The sequence below is a fragment of the Nocardia sp. NPDC055050 genome (genome assembly GCF_053608345.1).
The window spans coordinates 210,817-225,308 of record NZ_JBSGVG010000007.1 but is presented as its reverse complement, the minus strand read 5'-3'; the positions used below and the strand labels follow the sequence as shown (position 1 = coordinate 225,308).

Sequence of the window (14,492 nt, the reverse complement as noted above, 5' to 3'; positions counted from 1 at the left end):
TACACGCTCCGGTTGCGAGACCGACCTGGTCGCCTGCTATCTTGAACGTTGTTCAATTGTGTAGCGAAGGATGTCCGCCGTGCCCGAAGTCGAGAAATCCCCGAAGTGGGCAGCCACCTTCACCGCACGGGACATGGCGCAGATCGCGGTGTTCGCCGCCCTGATCGCCGCGCTCGGCCTGCCCGGCGCGATCACCGTCGGGTTCAGCGGGGTACCGATCACGCTGCAGACGCTCGGAGTGATCCTCACCGGCGCGATCCTGGGTGCGCGTAAGGGCACGGCCGCGGTGGCGGTGTTCATCGCACTGACCATGATCGGGCTGCCGCTGCTGTCCGGCGGCCGCACCGGACTCACCGCACTGGCCTCGCCCACGGCGGGTTACCTGATCGGCTGGATTCCGGCGACGCTGGTCATCGGTCTGTTGACCGCGATGATCCTGCCGAAGTATCCGATCGTGTTCGGTCTGCTGATCAACGCACTCGGCGGCATCGTGATCATCTACCTGTTCGGCACCGCGGGACTGCTGGTGCGCACCGATCTCAGCCCGTGGGCGGCGGTGTCGACCAACTTCGCGTTCATCCCGGGTGACCTCGCCAAGGTCGTGATCGCCACGGTCGTCGCCAAGGGCGTGCATCGCGCGTATCCCGGGCTGATCCGTGGCTGATCGCCGCGCGTCGTGAGCGAGATCGTCGTCGACGCGGTGGGGCATCGTTTCGGTGACCGGACCGTGCTGCGTGAGATAAATCTGCGGATCACCGAACGCCGGGTCGGCTTCATCGGCGCCAACGGCTCGGGCAAATCGACGCTGGCCCGCATGCTCAACGGACTGCTGAAGCCGACCGCAGGCACCGTCACCGTCGACGGGCTCGACGTCGCCCGTAAGGGCGCGCAGGTGCGGCGCAAGGTCGGCTTCGTGTTCACCGACCCCGATACCCAGATCGTGATGCCGACAGTTGCCGAGGACCTCGCGTTCTCGCTGCGCCGCAGCGGCCTGACCAAGACCGATATCGCCGCCCGGGTACAGCGGATGCTCGACCGATTCGGCCTCGCCGAGCACACCGACCACCCGGCGCACCTGCTCTCCGGTGGACAGAAACAGCTGCTGGCCATCGGTTCCGCACTGATTCGCGAGCCCGAGGTGATCGTGGCCGACGAACCGACCACGCTGCTCGATCTACGCAATGCCCGGCGGGTCTCGCAGGCGCTGAACTCCCTCGACCAGCAGGTGATCGTGGTGACCCACCAGCTCGGACTGCTCGACGGGTTCGATCGAGTCGTGGTGCTGGACAACGGTTGCGTCGTTTTCGACGGCGCACCGCCGGCGGCGATCGACGCGTATCGGCACCTGATCGAATGATCGGCCTGTACTGCCCCGGCGACTCGCCGCTGCACCGGATGCCGGCGGGGGTGAAGCTGGCGCTGTTGCTGGTCTCGATCCTCGCGATGACGGTGTTCGTCCGCGGTCCACTCACTGTGCTGGTCGCCGCGGCGGTGGTGGCCTGTCTGTTCGCGCTCGCCCGCGTCTCCTGGCGGGTGGCCTTCGCCCAGGTGCGCCCGGTGCTGTGGATGACCGCGATCATCGGGGTGTTCCAGCTGCTCACCACCTCGCCGGCGCGGGCCGTGGTGGTGTGCGGGGTGTTGCTCGTGTCGGTGGCCCTCGCTGCGCTGGTCACGGTGACCACACGGGTGAGCGCCATGCTCGATGCGCTCACCCGCGCGCTCGGCCCGCTGCGCCGCGTCGGAGTGAATCCGGAGCGGGTGAGCCTGCTTCTGGCACTGGCCATCCGGTGTGTTCCGTTGCTGGCGCAGATCGTCCACGATGTCGGCGAGGCTCGGCGAGCCCGCGGGGTGTCGTGGTCGGCGACCGCGCTGGTCACGCCCGTGCTGGTACGGGCATTGCGCACCGCCGACGCGATGGGAGAAGCCCTCGCCGCACGCGGTGTCGACGACGACTGAGATCGGCGTGGACCGCGCGATGCGAACAGGAGGCCAGCCGCCTTCCGCGTAGCGCGCGTACGCGCACCTTGCTATTCCTAGACGACCGGTCGTATAGTTCTGCGCATGGCACGACCACGGCGCAGCGACGACACGAGAGCGCTTCTCATCGAGGAGGGCGCGGCCGATCTGCTGTCCAACGGCTATCACGGCACCGGCATCAAGCAGGTGCTCGACAAGGTCGGGGTGCCGAAAGGCTCGTTCTACAACTACTTCGACAGCAAAGAGACGTTCGCTCGAGCGGTGATCGAGCATCATTCACTGTGCATCCAGCGCAACCTCGCCGACGCCTTCGGCGCCACCGCCGATCCCCTCGGTGGCGTGCGCGTCTTCTTCGCGCGGCAGACCGCCGAATTCGTGCGCACCGACTTCACCGGCGGCTGCCTGCTCGCGAACCTCGCGGCCGAGCTCGAAGGTAGTGACGTGCTGCGGGAAGAACTGTCGAGTGCCTGGGTGGCCTGGCGTGACAGTGTCGCGGCCGCGTTGCGCGCCGCGCAGGCCGACGGCTCGGTGCGCGGCGATATCGACGCGGTCGACCTCGCCGACCTGCTCCTCGAATCGTGGGAGGGCGCCGTGATCCGGATGAAGCTGCAGCGCACCGTCGAGCCGCTGCACAAGTGCCTGAACCGTCTGCTGGACGACTACTTCCGGCCCTGATCAGGGTCGGGCGGACCGGCTGGTTGCTGCGTGTCTATTCCAAGACGACCGGTCGTATCAAATGAAAGGGAAGACACCATGTCCACCATCAAAACGGCCATCGTGACCGGATCCTCCAGTGGGATCGGGCGCGACATCGCTCGTGCCTTCGTTCAGCGCGGCGACAATGTCGTGCTCAACGGGCGTGATGCCGCGAAGCTCGCGGCGGTGGCCCAGGAGTTGGGCGCGCCCGAGCGCACGGCGGTCGTCGTCGGCGATATCGGCTCGCCCGCAACGGGTTCGGCGCTGGTCGCGGCCGCGGTCGAGCGATTCGGTGGGGTGGATGTGCTGGTCAACAACGCGGGCACGTTCGCGGCGAAGCCGTTCACCGAGGTCACCGCCGACGAGTTGACCGGCTACCTCGACGGCAACTTGAAAGGCACCTACTTCACCACGCAGGCCGTGGTCCGGCGGCTTCGTGAGCAGGGTGCGGGCGGCAGCATCGTCAATATCGGCACCGTGCTCGTCACGCACGCGATCGCCGATATCCCCGCCTCCGCGCCGTTGGCCAGCAAGGGCGCGATCCACGCCTTGACCACAAGTTTGGCGGCCGAACTGGCAGTCGACCGTATTCGCGTCAACGCCGTCGCCCCCGGCTTCGTGCGCACGCCGCTGCTGGCGAGCGGTAACGAGGCTGTCTTCGGCGGGTTCGCCCTCCTCGACCGTCTCGGCGACGTCACCGAAACCACCGCGGCCGTGCTGTACCTCGCCGACGCCGAGTTCGTCACCGGCCACATCCTGCCCGTCGACGGCGGCTTCATTTCCGGCCGAGCGGCCTGAGTCAGCGAAAAGACCTACTACACAACGGATTCGGGTGCGCAGCGCGCCGAACGCCGGTCATCCTGTGAGAGCTGCACCCATCGAAAGGACACGCTCATGCCGTACGTGAACATCAAGGTCACCGACGAAAATGTCACCACGGAACAGAAGTCGCAGCTCATCAAGGGCGTCACCGATCTGCTCTTCGAGGTACTCGGCAAGGCCCCCGACAGCACCTACGTCGTGATCGATGAAGTGCCGCTGACGGATTGGGGCGTCGGTGGCGTGAACGTCGCCGAGTATCGCGCCCGTCGAGCCGCCACGGAGTGAGTCATCGGTACCGGGCCGGGCATGCCCCGGCTCGGTACCGTCTCCGGGCGAGAGCGCGGGGCCGACTCACAGTGGACCGTCGAACTCGATCGAGGCATCCAGGGCGAACCAGCCCATGGACGTCAGTGTCGCACCGCGCTTGAAGTAGCTGGGTCCCAGCCACAGACCCGGCTCGATCTCGCGCAACTCGTCGTAGATCCGGTGGGCGGGACCGGGCTTTCCGGCCCGGAGATCGTCGTAGTCCAATCGCACGGCCGCACGTCCGTCGACCGAGGATGCGCCGACCGTTGCCACGAAGTTGAGCGCCCGCATGCCGCCGAGCAGGCGGAAGATGTTGTGCCCGAATGCCATCCCGCCGTCCACGTGACGAAAGGACTTGCCCACCCAGAAGTAGGTGGGACGGTCCATCAGCGGTCCGAGCAACCGGGAGCCGGTCGCGGGAAAAGATCGCATCACCAGATCGCCGGTCAGCCGGCCGAAATCTGATGCTGTCGTCTCCGGCGCCGCGGTGAACAGCTCCGTGAACGCGGCGATACCCGCCGTGGACAGGGCATCGAGGCGCGGGCGTCGGTCAGATGGCCGGTGGACCGGCATCAGACCGTTCGCGGACAACGGTGTCGGCTTCATGGGCGGACTCGATTCTGTCGAAACTCGGTCCTCGCATGGTGCCAAGCCGCGGCGCGCCCCGGTGCGGTTTCGCCGGACCCAGGACAGCGGGCCGGGACGCATCACACGTCCCGGCCCGTTGTCGGTGCGGATTCCCTACCGGTCGCGCAGGGCGTACGGCTCGACCGCGCCGCGCTCCAGAGCCCGCGCGTCGATGGTCTCGGCGCGGTAGGGGAGCAGGGCGAGACGGTCGCGCATACCGCGGACCGGGTCGTCGATCTTCTCGTTCAGGCCGAACAGGAAGGTCCATTCGTGCTCGTCGCTGCCGTAGGGAACCACGGTGGCGAACTGCTCGTGGAAACGACCCCACGAACGCTTCAGCGTCTCGTTGCGCCACATGGTCGCGCAGCCGGCCTGCGCCGACAGCACGCCGCCGGGGGCGAGCAGCGCCTTACATCGGGACAGGAACTCCGACTCGTAGAGGCGGTTGTGCTGGGCGTCCTCGACACGCTCGTCGGGCAGATCGATGACGATCACGTCGTAGCGGGTGCCCGCCGCCTGCGCGTTCGCCAGGAAGTCCCAGCCGTCGGCGTAGTGCACATGGACCGGGCCCTCGTGCCGCACTGCGGCGGCGAGCTCGTCGGTGGTGTAGCCGTAGGGCAGGTGCTCGGCACACAGCTCCACTTCGCGCTGATCGATGTCGACATGGTCGACCAGGGTCGCCCCGGCCGCCACCGACATCTGCGAGGCCACACCCTCACCGGAACCGATGATCAGCACCCGGTCGAGCTTCTCCGCCAGCACGAACGCCGGGACCATCATGGCCTCGTGGTAGGTGACCTGGGAGAACTCGGTGGACTGGCGATCATCGTCGGAGAACAGGGAGATCCCCTGATCGGTCCGCGCGATCACCATGTGCTGGAACGGGGTGTTCGTATCCACGATCACCTCGTGCAGATCCCAGATCCGGGTCAGGCCGTCGCCCACCGGTTCGTAGATCTTCTCGGCGCCGTGGCCACGCTGGACCGTCTGCATCCGAACTGTGGTGGGGGACAACTTGTCTCGGAGCAACTCGACGGCTTTCGTCGCGCCCGCACCGATGCTGCCGCAGGTGAAGACGTCGACGAAGATGTCGCCGGACTCCGGATAAGTGTGAATCGAGGCGTGAGACTCCGACAACAGCGCGAGGACGGTCACCCCCTGCGGATCGAACTTTTTGTGAACGACTTCGCAGATGGTGACGCCCGCCGCGATCAGAGACTCACGCAACGCCGATTCGAGTCGTTCGAGATCGTCACACAGGGCTGTGTCGACGCCACCGAACTCGGCCAGCACGTGCCAACCGGTGAATTCCGCCGTCATGGGCAAACTCACTCTCGCTCAGCGCCCGAGACATGAACGGTCAAGGGCGGAAAACCATTGAAGGACACCGACGAATAACTCGCGGTATAGGCGCCGGTGTGCAGGATCTGAATCCGGTCACCGGCTCGCAACGTGGTCGGCAGAAGGACCTTCGTGCGTTGATACAGTACATCGTCGCCGTCGCAGGTCGGACCCGCGACCACCGCCTCCGACACCGGATCGCCGTCGCGATCGGTGACGAAACGGTAAGCGATGTACTCGTTCTCGGTCTCGGCCATACCGTTGTATCGGCCGATGTCGAGATACACCCAGCGCCGGCCATCCGGCGCGAATCGCACGCCGACGACCTCGGCGTGCACAGTGCCCGCGTTACCCACCAGCGCACGGCCGGGTTCCACGATCAGGCCGATGGCCGCGGGCAGGAACTCGGCGGCGGCACCGGAGATAGCGGCCGCGATCGCGTCGAGTTCGGGGGCGGCGTCGACGTAGGAGATCGGCAGACCGCCGCCCACATTGACCGCCGTGACGTGAATGTCCTTGTCCGCCAACGCCGTGACGATCGCACCCGCCTGCTCGATGCCGATCCGCCATGCGGCGGGGTCGAGCTGCTGGGAGCCGACGTGGAAATAGGGGCCGCCGACCCGTAGGCCCAGATCCCGGGCGCGCACCAGCAGCCGCAGGGCTTCGGCGGGCGCGCACCCGAACTTGGTGCCGAACGGGGTCCGTGATTCGGGGGCCGAGGACAGGAACCGGCACTCGACCTCGGAGCCGGGCGCGTGCTCGGCGATGCGGTCGAGGTCGTCCTCGGTGTCGAAGGCGTAGCGGCGCACCCCGAGGGCGAAGGCGCGCGCGATATGGGCGCTCTTCTTGATCGGGTTGCCGTAGCAGAGCCGCTCGGGCGCGACACCGAGGTCGAGGCACTGGTCGATCTCGCCGATGCTGGCGACGTCGAATTCGGCGCCCTCGTCGTCGAGCAGGGTGATCAGTTCCGCCACCGGCGCCGCCTTGACCGCGTACCGGATCCGGGTGCCGACAGCGACGGCGGCGTCGAGGGTTCGGTAGTTGGCACGTACCCGCTCGGGGTCGATGACAAGGTACGGGGATTCGGGCACAGGTGAACTTTCGGTCGGCAGCCGGGAGAGACTATCAGCGGCGCCTACCCAACAACGAATCCGTCAAACATTCGTCATATTCGTCATAGGCAACTGGTATTACTCATCCCGCCGTGACTGTGACCTCGTCGAACACCACCTCGCCCGCGGCATCGGATTCCTCGAGATCCACGATCGCCGTGACCGCCCAGCCGTGATCACCCGCGGGGTCGTCGATCACCTGGCGGACATGCCAGAAACCGGGCCGCTGCTCGATCCCGAACAGTTGTGGGCCGCGCGCGTCGGGGCCGGTGCCGATCGTGGCGTACTCGTCGAAATAGGGGGCGAAGTCCTCGGCCCACTCGGGGCCGGTGCCGAGTTGGTCGAGTTCGTACCAGCGGTGTCGCGACGCCAGCTCCACCCGGCGGAACATGGCGTTGCGCACCATGATCCGGAAGGCGCGTTCGTTGGCGGTGATCGGGCGCACCGTTTCGGCACCGAACGCTATCTGCTGGGCGTCGTTCTCGGCGCCGGGGTTGGTGAGCTGTTCCCACTCGTCGAGCAGGCTCGAGTCGACCTGGCGGATGAGTTCGCCGAGCCATTCGGTGAGGTCGTCGAGATCCTCGGTGCGGGCGGCGTCGGGCACGGTGCGGCGCAAGGCGCGGTAGGCGTCGGCGAGGTAGCGCAGCACCACGCCTTCGGAGCGGGTCAGTTCGTAGTGCGAGATCAGTTCGGCGAAGGTCATCGCGCGTTCGATCATGTCGCGCACCACCGACTTCGGTGACGGCGCGAATTCCGACACCCAGGGGTGGCCGGCTCGGTAGGTCTCGAACATCGGATCGATCAGCTCGGCCAGGGGCTTGGGCCAGGTGACTTCCTCGAGCAGCTCCATGCGCTCCTCGTATTCGATCCCGTCGGCCTTCATCTCGTTGACGGCGACACCACGAGCCTTGTGCTGCTGAGCCATCAGCAGCTGGCGCGGGTCCTCGAGGGTCGCCTCGATCAGCGAGACGACGTCGAGTGTGTAGGTGGGACTGTCGCGATCGAGCAGGTCGAACGCGGCCAGCGCGAACGGTGACAGTGGTTGGTCCAGCGCGAAATCGCGTTGCAGGTCGACGGTGAGCCGCGCCATCCTGCCCTTCGCGTCGGGCTCGGACAGTTGTTGCACCACACCGGCATCGCGCAGTGACCGGTACAGGCGCAGGGCTCGCAGGATGTGCTTGCGTTGCGCGGGACGCGGCTCGTGGTTGTCCTCGAGCAGGTGACGCATCGCGTAGAAGCAGTTGCCCGGGCGGGCGATCACATTGAGCAACATCGAGTTGGTCACCGCGAAGCGCGACACCATCGGCTCGGGCGGGGCGGCGATCAGCCGGTCGAAGGTCTCCTCGCTCCACGAGACGAAACCCTCCGGCGGCTTGCGCCGCACCACTTTTCGCTGCTTCTTCGGGTCGTCGCCCGCCTTGGCGATGAGGCGGGTGTTCTCGACCTCGTGCTCGGGAGCCTGCACCACCACGGTGCCCATCGTGTCGTAGCCCGCGCGACCCGCGCGCCCGGCGATCTGATGGAACTCACGCGCTTTGAGCCTGCGGGTGCGCACACCGTCGTACTTGGTGAGACCGGTGAGCAGCACGGTACGGATCGGGACGTTGATGCCGACGCCGAGGGTATCGGTGCCGCACACCACTTTCAGCAGCCCGTCCTGAGCGAGCTTCTCCACGAGGCGGCGATATTTGGGCAGCATCCCCGCGTGGTGTACACCGATGCCGTGACGGATCAGCCGCGACAGCGTCTTGCCGAAGCCCGAGGCGAACCGGAACTCGCCGATGGCGGCGGCGATCGCGTCCTTCTCTGCACGGGAGGCGAAGTTCACGCTCGTCAGCGCCTGCGCGCGTTCGAGTGCGGCGGCCTGGGTGAAGTGCACGACGTAGACCGGCGCCTGGTGGGTGGTCACCAGCTCTTCGAGAGTCTCGGTGATCGGGGTGCGCACATACGAGAACGTCAGCGGGACAGGACGTTCGGTGCCCGCGACCACCGTGGTGGAGCGGCCGGTGCGCGCCTCGAGATCGGCGGCGAAGAAGTCCACTTCGCCCAATGTCGCCGACATCAGCAGGAATTGGGCGCGGGGGAGTTCGATGATCGGCACCTGCCACGCCCAGCCGCGGTCCGGGTCGGCGTAGAAATGGAACTCGTCCATCACGATCTGCCCGACCTCGGCTGCCGCGCCCTCGCGTAACGCCAGGTTCGCCAGGATCTCGGCCGTGGCGCAGATGATCGGGGCGTCGGCGTTGACCGCCGCGTCACCGGTCACCATGCCGACGTTCTCCGCGCCGAACACCTCACACAGCGCGAAGAACTTCTCGCTGACCAGCGCCTTGATCGGTGCGGTGTAGTAGCTGCGCTGCCCGTTGGCCATGGCGAACAGGTGCGCGCCGACCGCTACCAGAGACTTTCCGGAGCCGGTCGGCGTCGCCAGGATGACATTGGACCCCGACGCCAACTCCATCAGCGCCTCGTCCTGCGCTGGATACAGGGTTGTGCCCTGCTCGGCAGCCCACGCCGCGAACGACTCGTAGAGCGCGTCGGCGTCGGTCCCGGGAATTTCCAGTAGGTCGGTCAGATCCACTCCGACCACCCTAGTGGGTGTGGGGGTCAGTCTTTACCTTCGCCGGAGGTGTCGTCGTAACCACCTTGCTCGGCCAGGAAGCGCTCGAACTCCGCCCCTAGTTCCTCGCCACTGGGCAGTTCACCGTCGGCGGCCAGCAGGCTGGACTGGCGTTCCTGGGCGGTGACGAAGCTGTCGTACTGGCGTTCCAGCGCTGTGACGACCGTCTCCACCTCCTCGTTGCCCGCGATGTGCTCGGCGACCTGCTCGCGCACGCGCGCGGCCGCCTCACCCAGCGCGGAGAGCGGCAGATCCAGGCCCGCGTTGTCGGCGAAGTTCTCCAGCAGCGTCTGCGCGGCCTCGGGGTAATCGGTCTGGGCCAGGTAGTGCGGCACGTGCACCGAGAATCCGAGCGATTCGTGGCCGTGCTGCGCCATCCGGTACTCGAGCAGCGACGACGCGCTGCCCGGCACCTGCAACTCGCCCGGCCAGCGCTGGTGCTCGCCGATCAGCGAACGATCCGAGGAATGCGCGGTGACACCGAGCGGACGGGTGTGCGGGATCGCCATCGGAATCGCCGACAGGCCGATCGTGCGGCGCACACCGAGCTGTTCGGCCAGCAGCCGCACCGCAGTGGTGAACTTCTCCCAGCGCAAGTCCGGTTCCAGGCCCGAGAGCAGCAGGAACGGGGTGCCCGCGGTGTCGCGCAACGCCCACAGGTTCAGTTCCGGTTCCGCGTAGTCGGCGAAATGATCGGTCTTGAACGTCATCAGCGGGCGGCGCGACCGGTAATCGAGCAACTCGTCGACATCGAACGACGCGACCAGCTCCGATTCGAGGCTCTCGCGCAGATGGGTCGTCGCCAGACGCACGGCGTGCCCGGCGTCGGTGAAACCTTCCAGACCGTGCACCAGCACGGGGCCCGCACCGTCGTCCGAGGACAACTGCGGCGCCGGAAACTCCAGTTCGTACATATGCGACTGGTCATCCATCGCGTTTCTCCTTCCTGCGCGGTCCACCATCGCTCGCGGGGTGGGGAAGCGGATCTCCATTGTCCCCCACGCGAGCAGTGCCATCACACACGGCCGGGGACGGCTCGTCCTGTTAGGCAACAGCATGGACACCTCGCGCATTCCCGCCCGGTGCGGGGGACCGGGGTGTGCCGCGCCGCCGCCCGGCGTGGCGCGACCGGGCCGATCGAGGCGGTGGGGCACAGTGGACGGTGTGAACGTGGCGCAGGTGACACCGATCCGCGCGGGTGATCCGGGCCTGCGCCGCTGGTGGCTGGGGTTGGTGGCCGTGTCCTTCGCGCTCACCGGGTGTGCGCAGAGCGTCAGCGGGACACCGGTCGCCGAGAGCGCGGTATCGGTGCGGCAGATCGATGGTTCGCTGGCCGAGCTGCTGCCCGCGCCGTCGCAGTTTCCGGCCCGGTATCCGGCGGTCGTGCTGCCCGCGCAGGCGGCGACGGCGGCCGCGGCCGATCTCGACGGAGTGGGGGCGGGCGCGACCGTCAGCCCGGCGAAATGCACACCGGTCGAGGCAGAGCCCGGCGGGGAGCCCGCGGCGGTGGCGGTCGGGACCGATGACGCGAGCCGGGCCACCCTGACCGTCGAGTTGTCGCGGAGCGCCGAACCGGTGTCGTCGCTGCGCGATCGACTCGGTGAGTGCGGGCTGATCCAGGTTCGGCGGGCGGGTGCGGGGTCCACCGTCACGACCGCGCTCGACCGGACCGCGCCGACCGGTACCGACGACGCGATAGCGTTGCGGCGCACCGTGGTTCCCGAAGTCGGCGGTGCGGGGCTGACGCAGACGATGCAGACCTCGATCGGGCAGATCGGCGACGTGCGCATCACGGTGACGTCGATGACCTTCGGTGCGGGACAACCGGATACGGCCGCAGTGGACGAGATGTTCGCCACCACCGCCGCCGCCGTACGCGGTAGCTGAAGCGCCTACCACCAGGCGGTGACAGGTTCGCCCGCCGCGCATGGCCGGGAGCGGGATCGGTCCACAGCTTCGGCACTACACACAGGGCGGATGAAAGCCCAGGTCGGTGCACCCGGTGTGGGGGAGCCGGCGGGCACCGTGGAGCCATGACGCCTTCGACGAACCCCACCCGCCGGGTCAAGCGCTCCGGACCGTTTCCCCGCGCACTCGGCTGCGCCGAATCCACTCCCCGCTATCCCGGCGGGCTGCCGCGCCCACCGCTGCGGGTCGACGAACCCGGTGAGCTGATCGCCGCCCTGCCCGCGATGCTCGGCTTCGTCCCCGAACGGTCCCTCGTCGTCGCCGTGCTGCACGAGGTGGCGGGCGGTGCGGCCGAGGCGATCGAGGCGGTGGTGCGCTTCGACCTCGACGTGGCCACCGACATCCGGCTGCTCGACCAGTTCACCGCCTGCCTGGCATCGATCTGCCTGCGCGAAGAGGCGACCGGGGTGCTCGCCGTCTTCGTCGAGGACCGTGCCGAGTTCGAGAGCGAGGAGGTCCTGCGCGCGGCCGAATTGATCGACGTACTGGCCGAGGACGGGATCGCGGTCCGCGGCGCCTGGTCGGTTCCCGCGATCGCGGCGGGCGAACGCTACCGCAGTGTGTTCGGCCTGGTCGGGACCGGCCTGGTCGCCGATCCGTCGTCCTCGATCGTGGCCGTGTCACATGTGCTGGAAGGCAAGCAGATTCGTGGCTCGCGTCAGGAGATGACGGCGCTGATGGTTCCCGACGAGCTGCTGAGCGCGCGCGTGCGCGCTCAGCTCGGGCCCGCGGACGCGCGCTACCGGGGTGGGCTGGCGGCGGCGACGCGCGCCGGTAACGCCCTGGCCTACCAGCGGCGGGCACTGGAATGGGTGCTGTGGCAGATCGCCGACACCGCGTCCGGCGCACCGCGTGCCGCACGCGAACTCGCGCGACTGGCCGCGACCCTGCGCGACCGGCCGATCCGCGACGCCGTGTACGGCCTCGCGGTCGGCGATCACGCCGAGGCCGCCGAGCGGCTGTGGGCGCAGTTGGCCAGGGCGACACCCGGTACCGACCGCGCCGAAGCAGCGTCGCTGCTCGGCTTCAGTGCCTACCTGCGCGGCGACGGACCGTTCGCCGGCGTCGCGATCGGCGCCGCCGTCGAGGCCGACGCCGAGCACGCGATGGCGGTGCTGCTGGAGACCTCGCTACAGACCGGACTGCGGCCCGAACGGCTGCGCAGACTCGCGCTGTGTGGTCACCAGATCGCCGCCGATCTCGGGGTCGACATCGGCCCGATCACCCGGTGAGGCAGGCAGGTCAGCGAGCGCTGTGGGCCTTCGTGCCGAGGGAGCGCAGGAAATCCCAGGCGTCGGAGACGATCTCGTCGAGGTCGTTGTGCTCGGGTCGCCAGCCCAGTTCGGCGACCGCGCGGTCACTGGAGGCGATCAATACGGCCGGGTCACCCGCGCGGCGCGGCGCGTCGATCGTCTCGATCGGCAGACCGGTGACCCGCTCGCACGCCGAGATCACTTCGCGCACCGAGAAACCCGTGCCCGAACCCAGGTTGCAGATCCGGTGCGTGCCCGGCTGCGACGACGACAGCGCGAGCAGATGCGCCTGCGCCAGGTCGCGGATGTGGATGTAGTCACGCACGCACGTACCGTCCGGCGTCGGCCAGTCGGTGCCGTACACCGAAATGGCCTTGCGATGACCCAGCGCCACCTGCAATACGAGGGGGATCAGATGCGTTTCCACCACCCGGTTCTCGCCGAGCCCGGCATAGGCGCCCGCCACGTTGAAATAGCGCAGGCTGGTCGCGGCCAGATCGTGCGCCACCGCGTAGGAGGTGATGGCGTGATCGATGGCCAGCTTGCTGGCGCCGTAGGGATTGGTGGGGCGCGTGGGCGAGGCCTCGGTGATCGGGACCTGCTCGGGCTCGCCGTACACCGCGGCGGTGGAGGAGAACACCAGGCGGGGGGTTCCGGTCTCACGGATCGCTTCGAGCAGCGTCAGCGTTTTCACGACGTTGCCGTGCCAGTACTTCTCCGGCTGCTCCACCGACTCGCCGACCAGCGACTGCGCCGCGAAATGCAGAACACCGTCGAAGGATTCGGCACGCAGCAGATCGGGGGCGGCGACAGCGATATCACCGTCGACGAACCGGGCACCGGCCGGCACACCGTCGGCGTTACCGGTCGAGAGGTCATCGACCACGACCACCTCGTGGCCCTCTTCGAGCAGCACGGCGGCGCAACCGCCACCCACGTAGCCGGCGCCGCCGGTGACAAGAAGTTTCACGAATCAGACCAGCCTCACCTGGACGGCATGCGCCATCTCTTCGGACAGTTCGAAACCGTTGTGGCCCGGCACCGTGATCAGCACCGCACCCGGCTTGGTCTCCACGGTAACGCGTGCGTCGGGCACCACGCCCGCCTCACGCAACCGCCCGATGACCTCCGGGTCGGTCTGGATGTGCTCGGCCAGCCTGCGCACGACCACCGCGTGCAGCGCGCCGTTGGGCAGATCGGAGAGCCGGATCAGCTTCTCCTCGGCGGCGGACACGTCGCCGAGGCCGAGTTCGTCCAGGCCCGGGATGGGGTTGCCGTAGGGCGAGGTGGTCGGGTGGTTGAGCACCTCGATCAGGCGCCGCTCCACCTCCTCGCTCATCACGTGTTCCCAGCGACACGCCTCGGCGTGGACGTTCTCCCAGTCCAGACCGATGATGTCGACCAGCAACCGCTCGGCGAGCCGGTGCTTGCGCATCACCGAGACGGCCATGGAACGGCCCTTGTCGGTGAGCTCGAGATGGCGGTCGCCCGCGACGAGCAACAGGCCGTCGCGCTCCATCCGCGCGACCGTCTGGCTCACCGTCGGACCACTCTGCTCGAGGCGTTCGGCGATGCGTGCCCGCAACGGCACCACGCCCTCTTCCTCGAGGTCGTAGATGGTACGGAGATACATCTCCGTGGTGTCGACCAGATCCTTCACCTGATACCCCTTCGTCAGCACGAATTCTACCCACGCGCGAACGCCGGTCCGCCCGTCGGACCAGCGGCCCTATTTCTACTGCATGTCAACGCCGCACGGGGGCTGCTGCT

15 protein-coding genes are annotated in these 14,492 nt (G+C 67.9%); 8 read left to right on the top strand and 7 right to left on the bottom strand.

Features of this window, described 5'->3' with window-relative positions:
• Nucleotides 1-70 precede the first annotated feature (70 nt).
• The 6 genes from ACWGCN_RS10300 to ACWGCN_RS10275 all read left to right on the top strand — a co-directional run bounded on the left by ACWGCN_RS10300 (nt 71) and on the right by ACWGCN_RS10275 (nt 3,780).
• Nucleotides 71-664: a biotin transporter BioY gene (locus ACWGCN_RS10300; RefSeq protein WP_387442451.1), complete on the top strand. Its 594-nt coding sequence runs from the start codon at nt 71-73 to the stop codon at nt 662-664.
• Nucleotides 665-676: 12 nt separating this feature from the next.
• Entirely contained in the window at nt 677-1,357 is a 681-nt protein-coding gene (locus ACWGCN_RS10295; RefSeq protein ID WP_452458525.1) for an energy-coupling factor ABC transporter ATP-binding protein, read from the top strand.
• Complete coding sequence (locus ACWGCN_RS10290) at nt 1,354-1,956, top strand: energy-coupling factor transporter transmembrane component T family protein (protein ID WP_452458526.1); 603 nt, start codon at nt 1,354-1,356, stop codon at nt 1,954-1,956. The genes ACWGCN_RS10295 and ACWGCN_RS10290 overlap by 4 nt, the downstream gene beginning before the upstream one ends.
• A 105-nt stretch (nt 1,957-2,061) precedes the next feature.
• Nucleotides 2,062-2,652 (top strand): TetR/AcrR family transcriptional regulator, encoded by a 591-nt coding sequence (locus ACWGCN_RS10285; RefSeq protein ID WP_378988590.1) that lies wholly within the window; start codon nt 2,062-2,064, stop codon nt 2,650-2,652.
• A 78-nt stretch (nt 2,653-2,730) separates the two neighbouring features.
• On the top strand, nt 2,731-3,471 hold the full coding sequence (locus ACWGCN_RS10280; protein ID WP_387442459.1) for an SDR family NAD(P)-dependent oxidoreductase: 741 nt from the start codon (nt 2,731-2,733) through the stop codon (nt 3,469-3,471).
• Between the two features lie 96 nt (nt 3,472-3,567).
• Nucleotides 3,568-3,780, top strand: a complete 213-nt coding sequence (locus ACWGCN_RS10275; protein ID WP_378988594.1) for a tautomerase family protein — start codon at nt 3,568-3,570, stop codon at nt 3,778-3,780.
• A gap of 66 nt (nt 3,781-3,846) precedes the next feature.
• On the opposite strand, the gene ACWGCN_RS10270 is transcribed toward ACWGCN_RS10275, so the two are convergent.
• The 5 genes from ACWGCN_RS10270 to ACWGCN_RS10250 form a co-directional block, all read right to left on the bottom strand.
• Complete coding sequence (locus ACWGCN_RS10270; RefSeq protein ID WP_378988596.1) at nt 3,847-4,407, bottom strand: hypothetical protein; 561 nt, start codon at nt 4,405-4,407, stop codon at nt 3,847-3,849.
• Between the two features lie 135 nt (nt 4,408-4,542).
• Complete coding sequence (gene speD / locus ACWGCN_RS10265; RefSeq protein ID WP_378988598.1) at nt 4,543-5,748, bottom strand: adenosylmethionine decarboxylase; 1,206 nt, start codon at nt 5,746-5,748, stop codon at nt 4,543-4,545.
• Nucleotides 5,749-5,756: 8 nt separating this feature from the next.
• Nucleotides 5,757-6,860: a type III PLP-dependent enzyme gene (locus tag ACWGCN_RS10260; RefSeq protein ID WP_378626650.1), complete on the bottom strand. Its 1,104-nt coding sequence runs from the start codon at nt 6,858-6,860 to the stop codon at nt 5,757-5,759.
• A gap of 103 nt (nt 6,861-6,963) precedes the next feature.
• Nucleotides 6,964-9,462, bottom strand: a complete 2,499-nt coding sequence (locus tag ACWGCN_RS10255) for a DEAD/DEAH box helicase (RefSeq protein ID WP_378988600.1) — start codon at nt 9,460-9,462, stop codon at nt 6,964-6,966.
• A gap of 26 nt (nt 9,463-9,488) precedes the next feature.
• Nucleotides 9,489-10,433, bottom strand: a complete 945-nt coding sequence (locus tag ACWGCN_RS10250; protein ID WP_378988602.1) for a PAC2 family protein — start codon at nt 10,431-10,433, stop codon at nt 9,489-9,491.
• Between the two features lie 232 nt (nt 10,434-10,665).
• Between ACWGCN_RS10250 and ACWGCN_RS10245 the strand changes: the two genes are divergently transcribed.
• Nucleotides 10,666-11,388, top strand: a complete 723-nt coding sequence (locus ACWGCN_RS10245; protein WP_452458527.1) for a sensor domain-containing protein — start codon at nt 10,666-10,668, stop codon at nt 11,386-11,388.
• 146 nt (nt 11,389-11,534) lie between these two features.
• Nucleotides 11,535-12,701, top strand: a complete 1,167-nt coding sequence (locus ACWGCN_RS10240; RefSeq protein WP_379313821.1) for a DUF4192 domain-containing protein — start codon at nt 11,535-11,537, stop codon at nt 12,699-12,701.
• 10 nt (nt 12,702-12,711) lie between these two features.
• Here the strand turns inward: ACWGCN_RS10240 and galE are convergent, their stop codons facing one another.
• Nucleotides 12,712-13,692: a UDP-glucose 4-epimerase GalE gene (gene galE / locus ACWGCN_RS10235; RefSeq protein WP_378626657.1), complete on the bottom strand. Its 981-nt coding sequence runs from the start codon at nt 13,690-13,692 to the stop codon at nt 12,712-12,714.
• 3 nt (nt 13,693-13,695) lie between these two features.
• Complete coding sequence (locus ACWGCN_RS10230; RefSeq protein WP_378989121.1) at nt 13,696-14,382, bottom strand: metal-dependent transcriptional regulator; 687 nt, start codon at nt 14,380-14,382, stop codon at nt 13,696-13,698.
• Between the last annotated feature and the right edge of the window lie 110 nt (nt 14,383-14,492).

What these genes read in the sequence shown, in the direction of transcription:
- ACWGCN_RS10270 (WP_378988596.1), bottom strand. Translation starts at nt 4,407, where the DNA reads ATGAAGCCGACACCGTTGTCCGCGAACGGTCTGATGCCGGTCCACCGG.
- ACWGCN_RS10240 (WP_379313821.1), top strand. Translation starts at nt 11,535, where the DNA reads ATGACGCCTTCGACGAACCCCACCCGCCGGGTCAAGCGCTCCGGACCG.
- ACWGCN_RS10280 (WP_387442459.1), top strand. Translation starts at nt 2,731, where the DNA reads ATGTCCACCATCAAAACGGCCATCGTGACCGGATCCTCCAGTGGGATC.
- speD (WP_378988598.1), bottom strand. Translation starts at nt 5,748, where the DNA reads ATGACGGCGGAATTCACCGGTTGGCACGTGCTGGCCGAGTTCGGTGGC.
- ACWGCN_RS10285 (WP_378988590.1), top strand. Translation starts at nt 2,062, where the DNA reads ATGGCACGACCACGGCGCAGCGACGACACGAGAGCGCTTCTCATCGAG.
- ACWGCN_RS10290 (WP_452458526.1), top strand. Translation starts at nt 1,354, where the DNA reads ATGATCGGCCTGTACTGCCCCGGCGACTCGCCGCTGCACCGGATGCCG.
- ACWGCN_RS10250 (WP_378988602.1), bottom strand. Translation starts at nt 10,433, where the DNA reads ATGGATGACCAGTCGCATATGTACGAACTGGAGTTTCCGGCGCCGCAG.
- ACWGCN_RS10300 (WP_387442451.1), top strand. Translation starts at nt 71, where the DNA reads ATGTCCGCCGTGCCCGAAGTCGAGAAATCCCCGAAGTGGGCAGCCACC.
- ACWGCN_RS10275 (WP_378988594.1), top strand. Translation starts at nt 3,568, where the DNA reads ATGCCGTACGTGAACATCAAGGTCACCGACGAAAATGTCACCACGGAA.